Source organism: Streptacidiphilus carbonis (assembly GCF_000787775.1).
Classification (GTDB): Bacteria; Actinomycetota; Actinomycetes; order Streptomycetales; family Streptomycetaceae; genus Streptacidiphilus; species Streptacidiphilus carbonis.
This window is the reverse complement of record NZ_BBPM01000003.1, coordinates 1-19,741: the sequence shown is the minus strand read 5'-3', so window position 1 is coordinate 19,741 and position 19,741 is coordinate 1. Positions and strand designations below refer to the sequence as shown.

Annotated in this window: 20 protein-coding genes and 1 pseudogene; 13 read left to right on the top strand and 8 right to left on the bottom strand. The window is 74.3% G+C overall.

The features are described from left to right. Window positions 1–595 (bottom strand): annotated as a pseudogene (locus TR46_RS42045) (hypothetical protein); the annotation flags it as partial. Between the two features lie 99 nt (window positions 596–694). Here TR46_RS42045 and TR46_RS02825 point away from each other — a divergent pair. The 3 genes from TR46_RS02825 to TR46_RS02815 are packed head-to-tail and all read left to right on the top strand — an operon-like array spanning window position 695 to window position 3,578. Continuing rightward, complete coding sequence (locus TR46_RS02825; RefSeq protein WP_042392919.1) at window positions 695–1,732, top strand: PHP domain-containing protein; 1,038 nt, start codon at window positions 695–697, stop codon at window positions 1,730–1,732. Next, window positions 1,732–2,634 carry a non-homologous end-joining DNA ligase gene (gene ligD, locus TR46_RS02820; protein WP_042392916.1) on the top strand — a complete coding sequence of 301 codons (903 nt, stop codon included), beginning with the start codon at window positions 1,732–1,734 and terminating at the stop codon, window positions 2,632–2,634. Before TR46_RS02825 ends, ligD begins: the two co-directional genes overlap by 1 nt. After that, complete coding sequence (locus TR46_RS02815; protein WP_152626276.1) at window positions 2,631–3,578, top strand: ATP-dependent DNA ligase; 948 nt, start codon at window positions 2,631–2,633, stop codon at window positions 3,576–3,578. The genes ligD and TR46_RS02815 overlap by 4 nt, the downstream gene beginning before the upstream one ends. Window positions 3,579–3,593: 15 nt before the next feature. On the opposite strand, the gene TR46_RS02810 is transcribed toward TR46_RS02815, so the two are convergent. Then, a complete protein-coding gene (locus TR46_RS02810) occupies window positions 3,594–4,838 on the bottom strand; it encodes an MFS transporter (protein ID WP_201776360.1) in 1,245 nt (414 codons plus the stop codon). 221 nt (window positions 4,839–5,059) lie between these two features. Here TR46_RS02810 and cpt point away from each other — a divergent pair, with 221 nt between their 5' ends. Further along, entirely contained in the window at window positions 5,060–5,578 is a 519-nt protein-coding gene (gene cpt, locus TR46_RS02805; protein WP_042392912.1) for a chloramphenicol phosphotransferase CPT, read from the top strand. Between the two features lie 35 nt (window positions 5,579–5,613). Then, window positions 5,614–6,189, top strand: coding sequence for a HutD/Ves family protein (locus tag TR46_RS02800; RefSeq protein ID WP_042392909.1), 576 nt, complete (start codon window positions 5,614–5,616; stop codon window positions 6,187–6,189). Here TR46_RS02800 and TR46_RS02795 read toward each other — a convergent pair. The 6 genes from TR46_RS02795 to TR46_RS02770 form a co-directional block, all read right to left on the bottom strand. Next, window positions 6,179–6,748: a hypothetical protein gene (locus TR46_RS02795; protein ID WP_052432508.1), complete on the bottom strand. Its 570-nt coding sequence runs from the start codon at window positions 6,746–6,748 to the stop codon at window positions 6,179–6,181. The genes TR46_RS02800 and TR46_RS02795 overlap by 11 nt on opposite strands. Window positions 6,749–6,784: 36 nt before the next feature. Further along, entirely contained in the window at window positions 6,785–7,378 is a 594-nt protein-coding gene (locus TR46_RS02790) for a hypothetical protein (protein ID WP_042392906.1), read from the bottom strand. A 41-nt stretch (window positions 7,379–7,419) separates the two neighbouring features. Beyond that, window positions 7,420–8,838 (bottom strand): NAD(P)(+) transhydrogenase (Re/Si-specific) subunit beta, encoded by a 1,419-nt coding sequence (locus TR46_RS02785; protein WP_042392901.1) that lies wholly within the window; start codon window positions 8,836–8,838, stop codon window positions 7,420–7,422. Continuing rightward, entirely contained in the window at window positions 8,835–9,152 is a 318-nt protein-coding gene (locus tag TR46_RS02780) for an NAD(P) transhydrogenase subunit alpha part 2 (protein WP_042392896.1), read from the bottom strand. The genes TR46_RS02785 and TR46_RS02780 overlap by 4 nt, the downstream gene beginning before the upstream one ends. Then, window positions 9,149–10,321 carry a Rossmann-fold NAD(P)-binding domain-containing protein gene (locus TR46_RS02775; protein ID WP_042392894.1) on the bottom strand — a complete coding sequence of 391 codons (1,173 nt, stop codon included), beginning with the start codon at window positions 10,319–10,321 and terminating at the stop codon, window positions 9,149–9,151. Before TR46_RS02775 ends, TR46_RS02780 begins: the two co-directional genes overlap by 4 nt. 171 nt (window positions 10,322–10,492) lie before the next feature. After that, entirely contained in the window at window positions 10,493–12,088 is a 1,596-nt protein-coding gene (locus TR46_RS02770) for an MFS transporter (RefSeq protein WP_042392890.1), read from the bottom strand. Between the two features lie 121 nt (window positions 12,089–12,209). On the opposite strand from TR46_RS02770, the gene TR46_RS02765 reads away from it, so the two are divergent. The 8 genes from TR46_RS02765 to TR46_RS02730 form a co-directional block, all read left to right on the top strand. After that, window positions 12,210–12,851, top strand: a complete 642-nt coding sequence (locus TR46_RS02765; protein ID WP_042392885.1) for a TetR family transcriptional regulator — start codon at window positions 12,210–12,212, stop codon at window positions 12,849–12,851. A 30-nt stretch (window positions 12,852–12,881) separates the two neighbouring features. Further along, window positions 12,882–13,595: a class I SAM-dependent DNA methyltransferase gene (locus tag TR46_RS02760; protein ID WP_042392880.1), complete on the top strand. Its 714-nt coding sequence runs from the start codon at window positions 12,882–12,884 to the stop codon at window positions 13,593–13,595. A gap of 223 nt (window positions 13,596–13,818) precedes the next feature. Further along, a complete protein-coding gene (locus TR46_RS02755; RefSeq protein WP_063770510.1) occupies window positions 13,819–14,343 on the top strand; it encodes a fluoride efflux transporter FluC in 525 nt (174 codons plus the stop codon). Beyond that, window positions 14,340–14,765, top strand: coding sequence for a DUF190 domain-containing protein (locus TR46_RS02750; protein WP_084717800.1), 426 nt, complete (start codon window positions 14,340–14,342; stop codon window positions 14,763–14,765). The genes TR46_RS02755 and TR46_RS02750 overlap by 4 nt, the downstream gene beginning before the upstream one ends. Further along, the gene (crcB, locus tag TR46_RS02745) at window positions 14,765–15,133 is read left to right on the top strand and encodes a fluoride efflux transporter CrcB (protein ID WP_042392874.1); all 369 of its coding nucleotides are present in this window, start codon (window positions 14,765–14,767) and stop codon (window positions 15,131–15,133) included. The genes TR46_RS02750 and crcB overlap by 1 nt, the downstream gene beginning before the upstream one ends. Window positions 15,134–15,325: 192 nt before the next feature. Beyond that, the gene (locus TR46_RS02740; protein WP_052432507.1) at window positions 15,326–17,080 is read left to right on the top strand and encodes a class I adenylate-forming enzyme family protein; all 1,755 of its coding nucleotides are present in this window, start codon (window positions 15,326–15,328) and stop codon (window positions 17,078–17,080) included. Further along, the gene (locus tag TR46_RS02735) at window positions 17,077–18,432 is read left to right on the top strand and encodes a condensation domain-containing protein (RefSeq protein ID WP_042392871.1); all 1,356 of its coding nucleotides are present in this window, start codon (window positions 17,077–17,079) and stop codon (window positions 18,430–18,432) included. Before TR46_RS02740 ends, TR46_RS02735 begins: the two co-directional genes overlap by 4 nt. A gap of 6 nt (window positions 18,433–18,438) precedes the next feature. After that, a partial coding sequence (locus TR46_RS02730; RefSeq protein WP_042392857.1) for a condensation domain-containing protein occupies window positions 18,439–19,741 on the top strand: 1,303 nt, incomplete at its 3' end.

The following is a 19,741-nucleotide window of genomic DNA, read 5'->3' as shown; positions in this document are numbered from 1 at the left end:
CTGCGGCGGACTGCCGCTCGGCCTCCTTGAGGCCGCGGCGGGCCCGGGCCGACTCGTCCGGGTCGGCGCCGGTCGGGGAGGCCGGCTGCCGGGTGGGCGCGGAGGCGGCCGGGCGCGCCGGTGCCGGCTCCACGGGGGAGTGCGGGGTCAGCGGCTTGGTGAGCCGGCCCGCCGCGAAGGCCTCGGCGGCGGTCCGGTCGGCCAGCACGGTGGTCAGGGTCTGCTCCAGGTCCGCCAGCGGGCCCTCGCCGACCGGCAGTCCGGCCCGCACGGCCGCCGCCCTGGCCTGCTGGACCAGCGCGCCGACCACGGCGCGACGGCCTGCGGTGAGCTCGCGCAGGCGTTCGCCGGCGAGCCCGTCCTGGGCGGCCCGCAGTTCGTCGCCGAGCTCGAGCAGTGCCTGTGACTCGGTTCGGTGCTCGCGCACCAGCAGATTGGCCAGCCAGGCGCCGAGCGTCGGGCGGCGCAGCCCGCGGACCGCCTCGGCCAGATCGTCGTCCGACTGCCCGGCGCGCTGCGCGGCGGCGTCGCGGGCCGCGGTGAACTGCGGCGGGGGCAGCGAGTAGAGCTGGTCGGCGACCTCGTCGAAGTCCACGCGGCACCTCCTCCGGTTCGCCGGCGCACTGCTTTCGACCATTTTCACCTGTTATGCCGGAATCGGTTGAATCGACGGAGAGCCGGGGATATGCCCGGAATGGAACCCACCGATGCCCTGGAGCGGATCGCGTTCCTGCTGGAACGCGAGGACGCGCCCACCTACCGGGTGCAGGCGTTCCGCCATGCGGCGCAGAAGGTGGCCGGGCTGACGCAGCTGGAGGTGCTGCAGCGGGCGGTGAGCGGCCGGCTCACCGAACTGGAGGGCATCGGCACGACCACGGGCCGGGTGATCGCCGAGGCCGCTGCGGGACGCACCCCCGACTACCTCTCCGACCTGGAGGAACGGGCCGCGGCGCCGCTGACCGAAGGCGGCGTGGAACTGCGTGCCGCCCTGCGCGGCGACTGCCATCTGCACTCCGACTGGTCGGACGGCGGCAGCCCGATCGAGACGATGGCCAGGGCGGCCCGCTCGCTCGGCCACCGCTGGGCGGTGCTCACGGACCACTCGCCGCGGCTGCGGATCGCCCGAGGGCTCAGCGCGGACCGGCTGCGGGAGCAACTGGAGGTCGTCGCCGAGGTCGACCGCGCGGCGGCGCCGTTCCGGCTGCTGACCGGGATCGAGTGCGACATCCTCTCCGGCGGGGCGCTGGACCAGGAGGACGAGCTGCTGGAGCGGGTGGACGTGGTGGTCGCCTCGGCCCACTCCGAGCTGCGGATGGAACGGGACGCGATGACCCGGCGGCTGCTCAAGGCCGTCTCCGACCCCCGGGTGGACATCCTGGGCCACTGCACCGGACGGCTGCTGGGCGTCAAGCGCCGTCCCGAGTCGGAGTTCGACGCCGAGGCCGTCTTCGCGGCCTGCGCCGAACGGGGCACCGCGGTCGAGATCAACTGCCGGCCGGACCGGCTGGACCCGCCCCGGAGGCTGCTGCGCCAGGCCGCCGACGCGGGCGTGCTGTTCGCCATCGACAGCGATGCCCACGCCCCCGGGCAGTTGGACTGGCAGATCTACGGCTGCGCCCGCGCCGAGGAGGCCGGGATCCCGGCCGAACGGATCATCACCACCTGGACCGCCCGCGAGCTGCTGACCTGGACCACGACCCGGCGGGTGCCGGCCCGCGCGAGGCAGGCCTGATGCCGGCCGAACGCACCGTGGTCGAGGTGGAGGGCCGACGGCTGTCGCTGTCCCACCTGGACAAGCCGCTCTACCCGGCCGGCGGCTTCACCAAGGCCGCGGTGCTGCAGCACTACGGGCAGGTGGGGCCGGTGATGCTGCCGCACCTGGAGGGGCGTCCGGCCAGTTTCGTGCGCTGCCCCGGCGGGGTGGACGGGGAGCGGTTCTGGGCCAAACGGGTGCCGCCGGGCGCGCCCGGCTGGGTCCAGGGTCTGGAGGTCGAGCTCCGCACCGGCCCGGCCCGGCAGGTGGTGGTCGCCGACCTGGCCACCCTGATCTGGGCGGCCAACCTGGACACCGTCGAGTTCCATGTGCCGCAGTGGCGGGACAGCCCGGCGCTGCACGACCGGCTGATCGTCGACCTCGACCCCGGCGAGGGCACCGACCTGCTGCACTGCTGCGCCGCCGCGCTGGCGGTGCGGGAGGTGCTGGCGGCGGACGGTCTCGACGCCTGGGCCAAGACCTCCGGGTCCAAGGGGCTGCATCTGACGGTGCCGCTGATCCCGGCGCCGGCCGACGAGGTGAACGCCTACGCCAAGCGGTTGGCGCAGCGGCTGAAGGCCGAGTACCCCCAGCTGATCGTCAGTCGGATGGGCCGGGAGCTGCGGCGGGACCGGGTGCTGCTGGACTGGTCGCAGAACAACTCCGCGAAGACGACGGTGGCCGCCTACTCGCTGCGTGCGCTGGCCGAGCCGACCGTGTCGACCCCGGTGAGCTGGGCGGAGGTCGCGGACTGCCGGGATCCGGCCGAACTGTCGTTCACCGCCGACCGGTTGCCGGACCGGCTGGCCCGCCTCGGCGACCTGCACGCGTCGCTGCTGGACCCCTCGGCCGCGCGGCGGCTGCCCGGGGCCGCCGCGTGAGCGCCGCGGCGGGCTGGATCGCGCCCATGCTGGCCGGGGAGGGCCCACCGCCGGCGGACACCCGCGGCTGGGCCGCGGAGGTGAAGTGGGACGGCATGCGGGTCATCGTGGCCGTCGCGGCGGACGGCGCGGTGCGGGCGTTCGCCCGCTCCGGGGCCGACGCCACCGCCCGCTACCCCGAACTGCAGTCGCTCTCCCGCCTGGCGGGCGTGGCACCGGTGGTGCTGGACGCGGAGGTGGTGGCCCTGGCCCCGGGCACCGGCATCCCCTCCTTCGAGCGGCTGCAGCAGCGGATGACGCTGCGTCAGCCGGACCGGATCAGGGCGGCCCGGGCCCGGATCCCGGTGACACCGATGGTCTTCGACGTCCTGCGGCACCGCGGGGAACCGGTCACCGGCCGCAGCTATCTGGAGCGGCGCGGGCTGCTGGACCGGCTCGACCTCCCGCACGACGGGTCGGTCGCCGCGCCTCCCGCGTGGATCGGTGCGGACGTGCCGGCCGCGGTCGAGTGGACCCGGGAGCGCGGCCTGGAGGGCGTCATCCTCAAGCGCCTGGCCTCCGTCTACCAGCCCGGGCGGCGGTCGCAGGACTGGGTCAAGGTGAAGTTCCGCCCCACCGTCGACGTGGTGATCGGCGGCTGGCTCGCCGACGCCCGCGGCGAACCGCGCTCGCTGCTGCTGGGCAAGCCGGACGGCGAGGGCCTGCGCTACATCGGCTCGTGCGGCTCCGGCCTCTCCGCCGCCCAGCGCAGCCTGCTGCTCCCCCTCCTCAGGGAGGCCGCCGCCGGGCGGTCCCCGTTCACGGCGGGTCCGCCGCTGCCCGTGGCCGACATCCGCTGGGTCCAGCCGCTGCTCCGCGGCGAGGTCCAGTACGCCGAGGTCACCGACGCCGGAAGCCTGCGCCAGCCCGCCTGGAAGGGGCTGCGCGGACTCGCGGGCGAATAGGCGGACGTGGCTCGTTCAGTCGGAATCGGGCACCGGATCGGGTACCACGGCTCCGTCGGGCGGCCGGACGACCGCGGTGATGAGGGCGGCGATGCCGAGCAGGACCGCAACGGAGACCACAGCGCGGAGCACGGTGAGGTGGTCGGCGAGGAGGCCGACGGCGGGCGGTCCGCCGAGGAAGGCGCAGTAGCCGACGGAGGCGATGACGCTGACCCGCCCGGCCGCGTGCCGGGGCTCGTCGGCGCCCGCGCTCATGCCGACGGGGAAGCCCAGCGAGACGCCGAGTCCCCACAGGACCACCCCGGCGAACGCGAGGGGTGTCGCCGGGGCGAGGACGAACAGCAGCACACCGGCTATCCCGAGCACCGCGAGCACCCGCAGCACCGGGACCCGGCCGTACCGGTCGAGCAGGGCGGGCCCGAACCAGCGTCCGAGCGTCATCGCGGACAGGAACAGCGCGAAGGCGAGAGTGCCGACCACGGCCTCGGTGCCGTAGCCCTCGGTGGTGGCGAGGGCGACCCAGTCGTTGCCCGTGCCCTCGGCGAAGGCGAAGGCCAGCACGAAGACGCCGACCAGCAGGGTGCGCGGCTCGCGCCAGGCGGCGAGGGCGCTGCGCGCGGCGGGAGCGGTGTCCGACGGCTCCTCACCGCCGGCGCCCTCCGGCAGGAAGCTGCGGGTGCCCCACGGAACGAGCAGGGCGATCACCGCCGCGACCACGAGCAGGTGGGCGGTGACCGATACGTGGAGCGCGACCGCCGCCGCGCCGGCCAGCGCCCCCACCACCGTTCCCAGGCTGAAACCGGCGTGGAAACGGGACATGATCGACCGCCCCAACTGCTGCTCGACGTGCGCGCCCTGGACGTTCATCGCCACGTCCCAGGCCCCGTTCGAGAACCCGAGCAGGAACAGCCCGACGACCACCGGCGCGAGCCCGGCCAGGTACCCCAGGGCGATGGTGGCCTGGCTCACCGTCATCAGCACCGCCATGGCGGCCACGGTCCGCCGGGTCCCGAGCCGGTGCACGACCGGCCCGGCGAGCGGCAGCGCCACCAGCGACCCCGCGGCGATCGCGAGCAGGACGACCCCCAGCCGGGCCGGCGACAGCTGCAGATGCTCGCGCACCTGCGGGATCCGCGAGGCCCAACTGGCGAACGCGAACCCGGCCCCGCCGAACGCGACGTAGGTGGCCGCGACGGCCCGTCGCACCTCGTGCGAGCTGGAAGCCGCAACGGCGGCGACGGCGGCGGACGGCACAGGCACTCCCGAAGGTTCGACGGCAGACCGCCAACCTACCCGTGCCCGTCCGGCCGGGGTTCGCGCGTCCAGGAGGTGAACCCCCGTCAACGCCGACCATCCGGCGGACGCACGCCATCAGCGGTGCGAGCGCCGCCTGCGGGAAGTCGGCGAAGAACGCGAGCGACCCGCGACCGGCGCTCCCGCTTCGGGGCTCGACCGCCTAGGGTGGCCCGGTGACGACGCGGATGATCATTCTCAACGGCGGGTCCAGCTCGGGGAAGTCCGGGATCGTGCGCTGCCTGCAGGCCGTGCTGCCGGATCCCTGGCTGGCGTTCGGGTGCGACTCGTTCGTCGAGGCCCTGCCCGCACGGATGCGGGCGTCGGACGAGGGGATCGTCTTCGCGGCGGACGGCGGGGTGACCGTCGGGGCGGAGTTCCGGGCGCTGGACGCCGCCTGGGTGGCCGGTGTGGCGGCGACGGTCCGGGCCGGGGCCAGGGTGATCATCGACGACGTGTTCCTCGGCGGGGCGGCGTCCCAGCAGCGGTGGCGGGAGGCGCTGGGCGAGCTGCCGGTGCTGTGGGTCGGCGTCCGGTGCGACGGCGTGGTGGCGGCGGGGCGTGAGGTCGCGCGCGGGGACCGGGTGCGGGGGATGGCCGCGGCGCAGGCGGAGGCGGTGCACAAGGGGGTGGTCTACGACCTGGAGGTGGACACCACCCGCACCGAGTCGCTGGAGTGCGCGCGGAGCATCGCCGCCCGCGTGTGATGATCAAGGGCAGGGCGAGGCGAGGAGAGCGGGCGATGGCGGGCGTGGCGGTTCTGCGGGCGGCGGAGCGGGAGGCCGCGGCGTGGAAGAACGGCGGCGGGGTCACCCGGGAGGTGGCGGCGCAGCCGGAGGGGGTCGGGCTGGAGGGGTTCCAATGGCGGGTGAGCCTGGCCGATGTGGCGCGCGGCGGGCCTTTCTCGGTGTTCCCCGGGGTGGACCGGGTGATCACCGTGGTGCGGGGCGCCGGGATGGCGCTGACCGTGGACGGGGTGGAGCACCGGGTCGACCGGCGCTTCCGTCCGTTCGCCTTCCCCGGTGACGCCGGTACGGACTGTCGGCTGCTGGAAGGTCCGCTGGTCGACTTCAATGTGATGACGCGTCGGGACCAGGTCTCGGTACGGGTGGAGATCGTGGCCGGGCGGACGGTGGAACTGAGCGGGCCGGACACGCTCGCCGTCGTCCTGGAGGGCACCGCGGCGTTGCCGGGGTCGGGCGAGGAGTTGGCCGAGTCGGACGCCGTGCGCGTCACCGGCGGCGCGGGCGAGGCACTGGACGTCCGCGGGACCGCCGCCGTGCTGGTGTTCGCGCCGGTCGGCGACGTCAGCGGTTGAGCAGACCGATGACGATGGCCGTCCACCAGGCGGCCTGGGAGATCGCGCCGGAGGCCAGGGCGCGCAGCGCCAGTGGACGGGGGATGTCCGCGGCGGTGGCCGTCGACGGCAGCAGCGTCAGCCACTGGCGCAGGGTCCGGGCGTAGACGCCGTTGAGGCCGACCAGCAGGACCGCCGACAGGCTCACCGCGGTCCAGGCGCTGCCGAAGTGCGGGCGCAGGAACACGCCCGACAGCGCCAGGGCGGCGAAGCCGGACCAGATCCAGGCCTCGGCGGACCCGGCGAAGCGGATCGCGGCGCTCAGCCCGGCCCGCCGCCCGGCCAGCGCGCGCAGCGCGACCACGTCGACAGCCAGTACCGCGCCGAAGCCGACGGCCAGACCGGCCAGATGAATGCCGAGAGCCAGGTGGCGAACGGCCGTGGTCGGGTCCACCCGGTGCGCCAGGACGACCGCGGCGCACCATCCGACGCTCACCAGGCCGGCCTGGACGAGCGCGTCGGCGAACCGCTCGTCGGAGGAGCGGAGCGGGTGCTGGATCGTGGTCGCGGTCGTAGCCATGGGGCACAGCATAAGGGAAGGGAAGGCTTCCCTTACTTACGCCGCGCCTCCGGCCGCATCGAGGAGCGGCGTCGTCTCCTGGAGCAGCCCGTGGACGAAGCGGGCCTGCCGGCGGAGCAGCCCGCCCTGGCCGTCGGGGGTGCCGAAGCGGCTGGTCCAGCGGCTGGGGGCGTCCTCGGGCAGGTGCCGGACCTCGGGGAAGAGCTGCTCCAGATCGCTGACCACGTACTCCCAGGGCGCGAGCTCGCCGGAGGCGGGCGCCGGCGGCGGCTCCCCGCCCGGCGCGCGCACCAGCCACTCCTGCCAGACCCCGCCGTCGGGGCCGGCCACCGCCTCGAAGCGCAGACCGGGCCAGAGCGGCAGTGCCCAGTGGTGCAGGCGGCAGGTGAGGTCGCCGGTGCGCTGCTCCCGGACCGACAGCTGCGGGCCGAGCACCGCGACCAGCCGGGCCGTGCCGCGGGGGGCGCCCTTGGCCCGGACGAAGCGCTGCCAGGCGGCGTTGACCTGGCGCATCTCGCCGACCGACACCCCCAGCCCGCTGCGGGCGCGCTCCACCAGCACCGGCTGGAAGTCGGCCATCCGCCGCAGCAGCACCAGCTGGAACTCCACCACCCCGAACGCCGTCGTCACCGCACCAGCGTCTCACGGTGGCGACGGCGCCCCTCGCGGCCTCAGCCGACGAACGCGCGGACGGCGGACCTCAGCTCGGCGAGCCCCGCCCGCGCGTCGGCGAAGAACATGCCGGTGCGCGGGTCGGTGTAGAGCTCGTTGTCGATGCCCGCGTAGCCGTGCCCCATCGAGCGCTTGATGACGACGACGCTCCTGGCCCGGTCCACGTCCAGGATCGGCATCCCGGAGACCGGGTTGCCCGGTCGGCGGGCCGCCGGGTTGGTGACGTCGTTGGCGCCGACCACCAGCGCCACGTCCGCCTGCGGGAACTCGGAGTTGGCCTCGTCCATGTCCCGCAGCTGGGGGTACGGCACGTCGGCCTCGGCCAGCAGCACGTTCATATGGCCCGGCATCCGGCCGGCCACCGGGTGGACGGCATAGCTGACCTCCACCCCGTGCTCCTCCAGCAGCTGGACCAGGTCGCCCAGTTCGTGCTGGGCCCGGGCCGCGGCCAGGCCGTAGCCGGGGACCACGATCACCTTGCGGGCGTAGGCGAGCTGGATCGCCACGTCGTCGGCCGAGACCGGCCGCACCGGCGCCGCCGGGCCGCCCGCGCCTACCGCCGCCGGGCCGCCGTCCCCGGTGCCGAATCCGCCGACCATGATGGCCGCGATGGAGCGGTTCATGGCGTCCGCCATCAGTTTGGTGAGGATGCTGCCGGAGGCGCCGACCAGTGCCCCGGCGACGATCAGCGCCGGCTCGCCGAGGACGAAGCCGGCCATGGCGACCGCCGTCCCGGTGAAGGCGTTCAGCAGCGAGATCACCACCGGCATGTCCGCGCCGCCGATCGGCAGCACCAGGGCCGCGCCGAAGACCAGTGCGAGACCCAACAGCACCAGTGGGGGTGCTGTCTGATCGGGCGTCAGGACCAGCCAGACCGAGCCGGCCAGGAAGCCGACCGGCAGCAGCACGGCCGCGGCCCGTGCCCCCGGGAAGACGATGGGCCGTCCCGGTACGGTGCCCTGCAGCTTGCCGGCCGCGATCAGCGAGCCGGAGAAGGTGACCGTGCCGATCACCACGTCCAGCGCGCCAGGAAGGGTGACCCGCGCGCCGAGTCCGGCGGGATGGTCGGTGCCCAGCAGGTCCTGCACGGTGATCAGGACCGCCGCCCCGCCGCCCACCGCGTTGAACAGGCTGACCAGTTGCGGCATGGCGGTCATCTCCACCGACCGGGCCGCGTACAGCCCGCAGCCGGAGCCGAACGCCCCGCCGAGGACCAGCACCAGCCAGGCGGTGCCGTTGACCGAGCCCCGGTCCAGCAGCAGGACGGCGGTGGCGGCCACGGCCACGGCCATGGCGGCGGCCGACAGCGCGTTGCCGCGCCGGGCCGAGCGCGGCGAGTTCATCAGGTGCAGCCCGAGCACGAAGCAGGCCGCGGTGCCCAGCAGGACGTATCTGACGGTCGACTCCACGGCGTTCACGAAGCGTCCTCCTTGCGCCGGTCCTCGGCGGCCGGGCGGGAGCGGAACATCCGCAGCATCCGGTCGGTGACGACGTATCCGCCGACCACGTTCATCGCCCCGAAGGCCGACGCCACGAACACCAGGACGTAGCCGAGCGGCCCGTGGGCCTGGGCGGCGATCAGCATGGCGCCGATCACGACGATGCCGTGGATGGAGTTGGCCCCGGACATCAGCGGGGTGTGCAGGGTGGCCGGGACCTTGCTGATGACCTCGAAGCCGACCAGGACGGCGAGGACGAAGACGGTGACGGCGGTGGACAGGTCGAGACTCATCGGGTACCTCCCAGCCGGGCCCGGGCGTCGAGGAGTTCGGCGACGGCCGGATGGACGACGGAGCCGGAGTGGGTCACCACGACCGCGGCCTGGATCTCGTCCGCTAGGTCGACGGTCGGGGTGCCGTCCCGGAGCAGGTGGGCCAGCAGTGCGGTGGCGTTGCGGGCGTAGGCGGTGGAGGCCGCGGTGGCCATCGCGGAGGGGAGCCGGCCGGCCCCGATCACGGTGACGCCGCCGGCGGTGACCACGGTCGCCTCGGGTTCGGACAGTTCGACGTTCCCACCGGACGGGCCCGCCGCCAGGTCGACCAGCACCGAGCCCGGCCGCATCCGCTCCACGGCGGCGGCCGTGACCAGCAGCGGGGGACGCCCGCCGGGGACCCTGGCGGTGGTGACCACGATGTCCGCCCGGGCCACCCCCTCCGCCAGCCCCCGCTGCTGGGCCAGCTGTTCGGCCTCGGCCAGCCGCCGTGCGTAGCCGTCGCGGCCGCTGACCTCCGGCACGGCCGGGATGTCCAGGAACCGCGCGCCCAGGGACTCGACCTCGGCCCTGGACTCCGGCCGGACGTCGTAGCCGGTGACGACCGCCCCGAGCCGCCGGGCGGTGGCGATGGCCTGCAGCCCGGCCACGCCCGCGCCCAGGACCAGTACCGCGGCCGGTTTCGAGGTGCCGGCCGCGGTGGTCAGCATCGGGAGGAAGCGGCGGAAGGAGTCGGCGGCCACCAGCACCGCCTTGTAGCCGGCGATATTGGCCTGCGAGGTCAGCGCGTCCATGGACTGGGCCCGGCTGAGCGTCCGCGGCAGCAGGTCCAGGCCGACGGCGGTGAGGCCCTGCTCGGCCCAGGCGGCCGCCGCGGCCGGACGGGCGAGCACGTCCAGGAGTCCGATCAGCAGTCTGCCCGGGCGCAGCGCGGCGGTGGTCGCGGCCTCCGGCGGCTCGACGCACAGCAGGGCGTCGACCCGGTCCAGCAACTCGTCGGCCGGGGCGAGGACCGCCCCGGCCGCTGCGTAGTCGGCGTCCGCGAACCAGGCGGACGCCCCGGCGCCGGGCTCGACCAGCACCCGGGCGCCGTCGGCCGCCAGCCGGGCCACCGTCTCCGGCACCAGGGCGACCCGGCCCTCCCCGGGGGAGCGCTCCCGCAGAACACCGACGGTGATATTGCTACCCATCCTGAGTCGTCCTTTCGCCGGAGCACGGAGCACAGAGCACGGAGCTTGGAGCACAGAGCTCGGAGCCAGACTCCAGACTCCAACCCGACGGGCCGTCAGAGAAGGGGGCGATCACAGACGGCGCCCCGCCCGGTGCGGACCGGGCGGGGCGAGTAGCGGTGTGATGGATGGTCAGATGTGCACGGCCGGGCCGGAGTCGGTGGCGCCGCGCCTGGTGAGCAGGCCGACGCCGGCGGCCAGCAGGGCCACGACGGCGGCGACGGTGAAGGCCAGCGACATACCGCTGATGAAGGAGTCGTGCGCGACCTGGCTGATGGTCCGGGCGGTGGAGGCGGGGGTGCCCTTGGCGATCGGCGCGGTGCCGACCTGGACCGCCTGCTTGAGTCCCGCGTAGTCCTGCGCCGAGACGGCGGGCAGCTTGGCGGCGGCCCACCTGCCGGGCAGCACGCCGTCCACCCTGGCGGCCATCACCGCGCCCAGGACGGCGGTGCCCAGGGTCCCGCCGACCTGCATGGCCGACTGCTGGAGTCCGCCGGCCACCCCGGCCAGCTCCACCGGCGCGTTGCCGACGATGACCTCGGTGGCGCCGACGATCACCGGGCTGAGACCCAGGCCCAGCATCACGAACCACAGCGACAGCAGGCCGGTGCTGGTGCCCGCGTGCAGCGCGGACATCCCGAACATGGCCGCCGCGGTGCACAGCATGCCGGCGACGATGGGGATGCGCGGGCCGATGCGGCCGATGACCACGCCGGCGATCGGCGAGCCGACGATCAGCATCGCGGTCATCGGCAGCAGGTGCACCCCGGCGGCGACCGGCGACATGCCGCGAACGTTCTGCAGGTAGAAGGTGACGAAGAAGAGCGCGCCGAAGAATCCGAACATCATCAGGATCATCAGCACGGTGCCCGCCGAGAGCGACACCGAGCGGAACAGGCTGAGCGGCAGCAGCGGATGCGCCGACCTGGTCTGCCAGTAGGTGAAGGCCGCGGCGAGGAGCACCGCGCCGCCCAGGAAGCCGAGGGTGCGGGCGTCGCCCCAGCCCCAGGCGGGGGCCTTGATGATGCCGAAGACCAGCAGGAACATCGCCACGGACAGCAGCACGATGCCGGGGATGTCGAAGGACTGGCCGGTCCGTTGCGGGCGCGCGTCACGCAGGATCCACAGGCCCAGGCCCAGGGTGAGCGCGCCGACCGGGACGTTGACGAAGAAGACCGACTGCCAGCTGATGTGCTGGACCAGCAGCCCGCCCACGATCGGGCCGGCCGCGGTGGAGACGCCGATCGCGCCGCCCCAGATGCCGATGGCCATGTTGAGCTTGTTCGGCGGGAAGGTCGCCCGCAGCAGGCCCAGGGCGGCCGGCTGCAGCAGCGCCCCGAACAGGCCCTGGAGCACCCGGAAGGCGATCACCAGCTCGATGCTGCCGGAGAAGCCGATCGCCGCCGAGGCGGCGGCGAAGCCGACGGCGCCGACCAGGAAGGTGGTGCGGTGCCCGAACCGGTCGCCGATCTTCCCTGCGGTGATCAGGAAGACGGCGAGCGCCAGCAGGTAGCCGTTGGTCACCCACTGGATGCTGGCGAGCGAGGCGTGCAGATGGGTCTGGATGGCGGGGTTGGCGATGGCCACGATGGTGCCGTCCAGCGCGACCATCATCACGCCGACCGCCACCGTCAGCAGCGTCAGCCATGGATGGCCGCGCAGGCCGTGGCGGCCCTCGGGAAATGCGTCCAGCCGGTCCTCGGTCGCCTCAACCACACGGTCAGTCATACGGTCACAATAGTGGCAGTCGCTGACACTTGGCAAAGCCTGACTTTCACGTGTTAATGCCATGTGTCAGCGAGGTATAGTCACGAGAAACCCCGTGGCAGGTGCGAGGAGGCGGCATCCCTTGGTCCAGCAGGCGGCAGCGGGACTGCGGCAGCGCAAGAAGCAGCGCACCCGCGACGAACTCCTGCAGGCCGCGCAGCAGCTGTTCCTCCGTCAGGGCTACGCCCGCACCACGGTGGACGAGATCACCGCGGCGGTCGACGTCTCGCAGCGGACCTTCTTCCGCTACTTCGCCAACAAGGAGCAGGTCGCGCTCGCGCTGATGGCGGACGGCGCGGACGACCTGATCCACTACCTGCGCGCCCGGCCGAGCGGTGAGAACCCGCTGCAGGCGCTGCGCGCGGCCACCCGGGAGACCTGGGACGCCCGCGGGGTCCCCGAGCAGGAGGGCGCCACCGCCAACGCGGCGCTGGAGATATTCCAACTGGTCGAGAGCACCCCGACGCTGCTGGCGGCGCATCTGCACCGCCTCGCGGAGCAGCAGCAGATGATCGCCGCGGTGGTCGCGGAGCGCGAGGGGGTCGACCCGGTCACCGATCTGCGCCCCAGGCTGCTGGCGGCGGTGTTCAGCGCGGTGGCGCGGACGGCCCAGCACGAGTGGACGGCTGCCGCCGGCCGGGGCGTCGCGGGCGAGGACTTCTTCCGGGTGCTGGAGCGGCATCTGGACCAGTTGGGGCCGGCGCTCACCGCGGACTGGCGCTGACGTTCCGATCTCGCGCGCTACGCTGCGGGAGTGTTCTCTCCGCAGGGCCCCACGCTTCGTGAGCTCGCCGTGCAGGCGTTGTCCTCGATCGAGCACGGCTACGACCTGCTGGCGCCCAAGTTCGACGAGACGCCGTTCCGGACTCCCGCGGGCGTGCTGGACGCCGTCGCCGCAGCCCTTGAGCCGTTGGGGCCGTTCGGCTCCGGGGTGGACCTCTGCTGCGGCACCGGCGCGGGGGCGGGCGTACTGCGGGGGCTGTGCGAGCAGCGGGTCGTCGGGGTGGACTTCAGCGACGGGATGCTCCGGGCGGCGCGAGCGGCCGAGCCGGACCTGGACTGGGTGCGGGCGGACGTCCGCCGGCTGCCGTTCCGGCCCGGGTTCGACCTCGCGGTGAGCTTCGGTGCCTTCGGCCACTTCCTGCCGGGCGAGCGCCCGCGGCTGTTCGCCCAGGCGTACGGCGCGCTGCGGCCCGGCGGACTGTTCGCCTTCCCGATCGCCGCACCGGCGCGGGTGGGCTCCTGGCCGTACGTCGCGCTCTGGGGCTTCGACGCCGCCATGCGGGTCCGCAACGCGCTGCTGCGTCCGACCTTTGTGATGTACTACCGGACCTTTCAACTGCCGGTGGTCCGGCAGGAGCTGGAACAGGCCGGGTTCGAGGTGTCGACGGTGCCGCTGACCGCGCTGGGCGAACTCCCGGACGGTTCGCCGCGCTGCCGGATGGTGCTGGCCCGCCGCCCCGGCTGATCCGCGGCGCCACGCCGGGCCCCGGGCGGGGGCGGTGCGCGCGTCGCCCCGCAGGTCCCGCTATCCTCGTAGGCACGGCGGAGGGGCTCGCCGCAGAACCGCAGCATCACCGCTGCCAACGGTCCCTACCTGGTGGTACGCCCTTCGGCGACCCTGGACTCAGGTAGGAGGGACCATGCCCCGCCCGCTCCACCGAACCCCGCCTCCGCCCCGTGGAGACCTGATGCCCGTATCGGAGCCAGAGCCGGGGCGGACCCGGCACTGGGACGTCCTGGCCGTCGTCGCGCTCGGCGGCGGGCTGGGGAGCGTCGCCCGCTACGGGCTGGCCCGCGCCTGGCCCACACCGGCAGGCGGCTTCCCTTGGACCACCTTCACCACCAATGTGCTGGGCAGCCTGCTGCTGGGTGCGCTGATGGTCTGCGTCGTCGAGGTCTGGCCGCCCTCCCGCTACCGGCGGCCCTTTCTGGGCGTCGGCATCCTCGGCGGCTTCACCACCTTCTCCACTTATGTGAACGAGACTCGGGGGCTGATCGCCACCGGCCACCTCGCCGTCGCCGACGCCTATGCCCTGACCAGCCTGGTCGCCGGCCTGGCCGCCGTCTGGACGGGCACCGCCCTGGTCCGCCGGCTGTCCGGACTGCCGGTCCGACGCGGCCCCCGCCGCCGCGACGCCGGCGGCCCCACCGCGACCGCGCCGCCCGGGGACCGGCCCGCAGAAGAGTCCTCCGCCGAAGGAGCTTCGAGATGACCCCGCCGCTGCACCGCCGCCACGCCGACGTGCGGGCCGACCAGCCGGCCCACGAGCCCCGCGAGGAACTGACCGGCACCGCGCTGCGGCTGACCGTCCACCTCGCCGACGGCGAGCAGTACCGGCACCGCCCGGTCTACACCGAGATCGTGCACCAGGCGCACCGGGCCGGGCTGGCCGGGGCCGCGGTCTTCCGCGGGATGGAGGGCTTCGGCCGCAACTCCCGTTCGGTGCACACCTCCCGGCTGCTGGACGTGGCCGACGACCTGCCGCTGCTGGTGGTCCTCGTGGACACCCCGGAACGCGTCCGCGCGTTCCTGCCCACGCTGCGTGCGATCAGCCCGCACAGCCTGGCCACCCTGGAAGAGGTCGAGGTGGTCGATCCCGCAGGGCCGCCGGCCGGCGCCGAGGGGCAGTCCTGATGCCGGTGCTGATGGTCTTTCTGGGCGGGATGGTCGGCGCGCCCGTGCGCTTCCTGGTCGACCGTGCCGTGCAGCGGCGGCATGACGGGGTCTTCCCCTGGGGCACCTTCGTCATCAACACGACGGGGTCCTTCGTCCTCGGCGCGCTGGGCGCCGCTGCCGTGCACCACGGTCTCGGCGCGGACCTGAGCCTGCTGCTGGGCACCGGGGTGTGCGGCGGGTTCACCACCTTCTCCACCTTCTCCTACGAGACGGTGCGGTTGATGGAGGACGGTTCGCTGGCCGAAGCCGGCCTGAACGCCGTCGGGAGCCTGGCCTTGGGACTGGCCGCGGCGGCGCTCGGCTTCGCGCTGCTGACCTGGGTCTGAGCCGATCCGGCGGCCATCCCGGGGTCCGCTCACCGGCGTCATCCGAACGATGGAACCAGACTTTCCGTCATATGCCGGAAGACAATGCCAAAGGCACGGGCCTACCTTGGTGGTACCGATACGTGACAACGCGTGGCGGGCGAACTCCCGGAACCGGCAAGGGGCTTGCCCACCTGCTGGAGGGAACGTGCCATGGACCGCTACCCACTCGACTGGACCATCCCCGCGCAGCTGCGGCAGCGGGCCGCGGAGCGGCCGGAGGCGACCGCGCACCGGGTCGTCGGCGGCGCTGCGCTGACCTTCGCGGCCTGGGAGGAGACCTCCAACGCGGTGGCCCGGGGGCTGGTCGGGCGCGGCGTGGTCCCCGGCGACCGGGTCCTGCTGCCCTGCTCCACCGCAGGCTGGATCGACTACGCGGTGGCCTGGGTCGCGGTGCTGAAGACGGGGGCGGTCGCGGTGCCGGTCTCGCAGGCGGCCGGGGCCGAGCAGACCGCCACGGTGCTGCGGGCCTCCCGCGCCGTCGGCGCGGTGGGGCCGCTCCCGGCCGGACTGCGCTGCGGCTGGACCGCCGACGTCGCCGAGCTGGCCGAGGGGAGGTCCACGGCGAACTTCGGGATCGCCACCACCGGCGACGGTGTCGCGGTCACCCCCGCGTCCGACGCCGAGATCATCTACACCTCCGGAACCACCGGGGTCCCCAAGGGGGTTGTCGCCACCCACGCCAACATCCTGTACCCGCTGATGCACTCGCTGTCGCGGAACGCCAGCACCGCCCTGCACTCGCTGCCGCCGGGGACCACGGTGGGCCAGGGGCTGCTGGTGCAGCCGCTGGGGCCGAGCCCGCACGACGTGCTGACACTGCCCCGGTTCACCCCCCAGGCCCTGCTGCGGGCCGTCGAACAGTATCGGCCCAGCCATCTGGTACTGGTGCCGGCGATGGCGATCGCCCTGGTCAACGCAGCCGCCCGGAGCTCCTACGAGCTGAACTCGGTGCGTCAGGTCCGCACCACCAGCGCGCCGATCCACCCGGCCACCCTGGAGCAGCTCGCGCAGCTGTTCGATACCGCGCGAATCCGCAATGTCTACTCGACCACCGAGTCCTGGCCGCGCCGGATGGGCACCGACTACGACCGGGCCCGGCCCAAGTCGCTGGGCCGGCCCAGCCCCGGGTCGCAGGTGCGGATCGTCGGCGCCGACGGCCGGGCCGCCCCGCCCGGGGTGGCCGGGGACGTCCAACTGCGCAGTGACGCCCCGCAGCGCCGCTACGACGGCGAGAGCAGGGCCTCGGCGGTGTTCCTGGCGGACGGCTGGACCCGCACCGGGGACATCGGGGTGCTCGACGCGGACGGGTACTTCTACCTGGTGGACCGCAATCCCGACCTGATCAACACCGGCGGGCTGAACGTCTCCAGCCTGGACGTCGAGGCCAGCATCATGGACTACCCCGGCGTCATCGAGGCGGCCGTGGTCGGAGTGCCGCACCCGGTGCTCACCGAGTGCGTGATGGCGGTGGTGCGGGCCGTGCCCGGGCTGGCCACCGAGGCGCTCGGCGCCTATGTGCGGGAGCGCCAGGGACTGGCCGCGCCGCAGCGCATCGTGGTGATGGACGACCTGCCGCGGAACATGCTCGGCAAGATCGACAAGCGCCGGCTGCGCACCCTGCTGACGGAGGGCGCGGCCGAGGAGTCCCATGTGCCGCCGGCCACCGACACCGAGGAGGCGGTCGCCGACATCTGGGCGGTCGCCCTCGACGTTGACCGGGTGTCCGCCACCGACGACTTCCTGCGGGCCGGCGGTTCGTCGCTGACGGCCATGGAGGTGATCGCCCAGGTGTCCGAGCGGCTGGGCAAGGAGCTGAGGCTCCGTGACCTGCTGGACACCACCAGCCTGCGGGCGTTCGCGGCCCGGGTGGACCGTGCGCCGGCCGTCTCCAGGGAGCTGCTGTGACCGCCCGGGTCGACGCGGTGGCCCCCGCGCACATCCTGGCCGCCACCAGGACCTGTCCGGCCTCCTACCCGCAGGAGTCGCTCTGGTCGCCCTCGGGCCTGTCCGCCATCAACGTCCCGGCGGTGCTGCGGTTCCGCGGCCGGCTGGACGCGGGCCGACTGTACCAGGTGCTGGGGCTGCTGGTGGGGCGTCATGAGGCGCTGCGCACCTCGCTGGGCCGGGCCGCGGACGGGTCCCTGGAGCAGCGGATCGCCCCGGCGGGATCGCTGCCGGTGCAGACCGAGCAGCACCGCGGCGCGCTGGAGTACGTCCTCCCGCGGCTGCTGCTGGCCGGCTCCGAGCGGCCGTTCCGGCTGGACGGCGGGCCGCTGGCGCGGGCCGAACTGCACGGGTTCGGCCCCCAGGACCACCTGCTCATCGTGTGGATGCACCACGCCGTGTCCGACCTGGCGGCGAGCCGGGTCCTGGTCGAGGAGATCAAGCAGCTCTGGGCCGGCGCACGGCCGGCGCCGGTCCAGGCCCAGATGGCCGACTTCGCCGCACGCGAGCGCGCGGTGCGCGCGAGCGCGGCCCAGGAACGCTACTGGAAGCACGTGCTGGGCACGGCCGACGAGCGGATGGGCCTGCCGGTTGCCACCGGCGGCGAGCACCTGGCCGTCCGCCCCTCGCTGCCGCTGCTGCCGCGCGAGGTGCTGGACTCGCTGGAGCGGCTCGCGGCCTGGCACCGCACCACCCTCACCGCGGTTCTGGCCGCGGCCGTGATCGCCGCGCACACCGGCGGACGGCGCCCGGAGGGCACCCGGGTGGTGCTCGGGCTGACCATGTCGAACCGCGAACTGCCCCGGTTCCGCTCGACGGTCGGCTGTCTCACCGACCAGCTGCCGCTGGTGGTGGACGCCGGCGGCGACCCGACCTTCAGCGACCTGCTGGGACGGGTGCGCGAGTCGCTGCTCGACGCCTACGACCACCGGCTGCCGCTGGGCGTGCTGCTGCCGCTGCTCGCCCGGCGGGAGCCGCCGGTCTTCGCGGTCAACCTGAACTTCCTGCCGCCGAGCCCGGCCACCGCCCCCACCCCCGGCCGGGCCCCGGCCGAGACCGGGGAGCCCGGCGAGGTGGAGTTCCCGTACGGGATCGTCAAGACCAGGCCGGACCCCTGGTGGCTGGGCGACGCGGTGCTGGCCTACCGGCCCCGGATCGACGGCCGCGGGCTCGGCGGCGAGATCGAGGGCGATGCGGCGCTGCACTCGGTCGACGGGGTGGCCCGCCTCGGCCAGCGTTTCGCGGCGCTGCTGGCCAAGGCCGCCTGGAGTCCCGGACGCACCGTCAGCGCACTCGCAGCACAGGCGGGGTGAGCGACGATGGATCCGGTCCACCACCCGTCCACCTACTACCAGCGGGACTGGTTCTCGGCCTGCCGCGACGCCCGCTCCTACTTCAGCACCCCGGTCGCCTGGAACCTGACCGGCGAGCTGGACCCCGCCGCGCTGACCCGCGCCCTGGAGGCGCTCACCCGCAGGCACGAGGCGCTGCGGACCTCGTTCCGCAGCCGGGGCGACGACGTCGACCAGGTGGTGTGGCCGACGGTGCGGATCGACCTGCGCACCGTCGACCTGTCCGACACGCCGGGGCCGCAGGTCGCCGTCGACAACCGGATCATCGCCGAGGCGGGGCGGCTGCGGCTGCTGGACCCCCCGCCGCTGTGGCACGGACTTCTGTTCCGGCTGGGCTCCCGCCGGCACGTGCTGGCGCTGCTGGTCCACCACCTGGTCTTCGACGGCTGGTCGCACGGGGTGCTTCAGGACGAACTGGTGCGCTGCTACCGGGCGGAGGTGACCGGCAGGGCCGCCCGGCTGCCCGTGCTGCGGGTCCAGCCGGGCCGCTACGCGCAGTGGGAGCGCGGGTACCGCGATCCGCCGGCGGAGGCCTGGTGGCGCGAGCGGCTGGCCGCGCTGCCGCCGCTGTCCCCGCTGCCGCCGGTCGGCGGGCACTTCGTCTCGCAGCCGCTCCCGTCCGTCCCCTGGGAGGCCACGGCGACCCTGGGCCGGCTGGCCGAGGCCGAGGGGGTGGGGATGGGCGCGGTGCTGCTGGCGGTGCTGCTCACGGCGCGCCGACCGGCGACCGGTGACGACGTGGTGATCGGGATGACCCGGGCCGGGCGCGACCGCCCCGAACTGCAACGGGTGGTCGGGCCGCTGCTCGACCATGTGCCGGTGCGGGTCGACCTCTCCGGCGGGCCCTGCTTCCGGGAACTGCTGCACCGGGTCCACCGCGCCCACCGCGAGGCGGTGGCCCATCAGCTGCCGCTCGGCCTGATCCGCCGGGTCGCGCCGGTGGACCTGCGGTCGCGCGGCGGCCGGCTCTACGACACCCGGTTCAACTACCTGCCGTACGGCTCCTCCCGCAGCGGCGTGGTGGTGGCGCCGGCCGGCGAACTCACCGTCACCGACCGGCCGATCGACCCCACCCGGCTGGCCCCGCGCCACACCGAGGACCACCCCGAGGTGCTGCCGCTGAGCTATGTGCTGCGGCACCAGCGGGACGGCGCGCTGCGCGGCGAGGTCTGCGTCCACGACGGCCTGTTCCCGTCGGCGCAGGCGGTCGAGCTGGCCCGGTCGTTCGCCGGCGCGCTGGTGCGGGTGGCCCGTGAGCAGGCGGTCCAGC